At 59.9% G+C, this 377-nt stretch carries 1 protein-coding gene; it reads right to left on the bottom strand.

Annotated features, from left to right (window positions below; translation table 11 throughout):
• On the bottom strand, positions 1-184 hold a 184-nt coding region (locus CVN76_RS00385), incomplete at its 3' end, for a hypothetical protein (RefSeq protein WP_198512389.1).
• Between the last annotated feature and the right edge of the window lie 193 nt (positions 185-377).

The following is a 377-nucleotide window of genomic DNA, read 5'->3' on the forward strand; positions in this document are numbered from 1 at the left end:
GGCTGATGATGCTCTGGGTAGTCGCCAGGTTACCGGCGCTTTGCAACACCAGCATGCGTTCACCGTCCTGCTGAAACACGTGCAGTTTGCGGAAGGTGGAAATATGATCCACGCCGGCATTGGTGCGCGAATCGGAAGCAAAGACCAGCCCGGAAGACAAGCGCATGGCCACACAATAGGTCATACCACAATCCCTCAAAACGATACTGGCACGCCGCCAACCGCCAGCGTGCCGTAAACCCTGGTTTTCGGCAAGAGGCTACTGGCCGGTTGGCATCATCTGCACTTCGGCAATGGTCTGCATGTTCTCGCAGCCGCCGCCGAGCCGCATCCCGCGTACCGGGCAGGCGTCGAGATAGTCGATGCCCACCGCCAGC

This window comes from Bacillus sp. mrc49 (assembly GCF_002803435.1).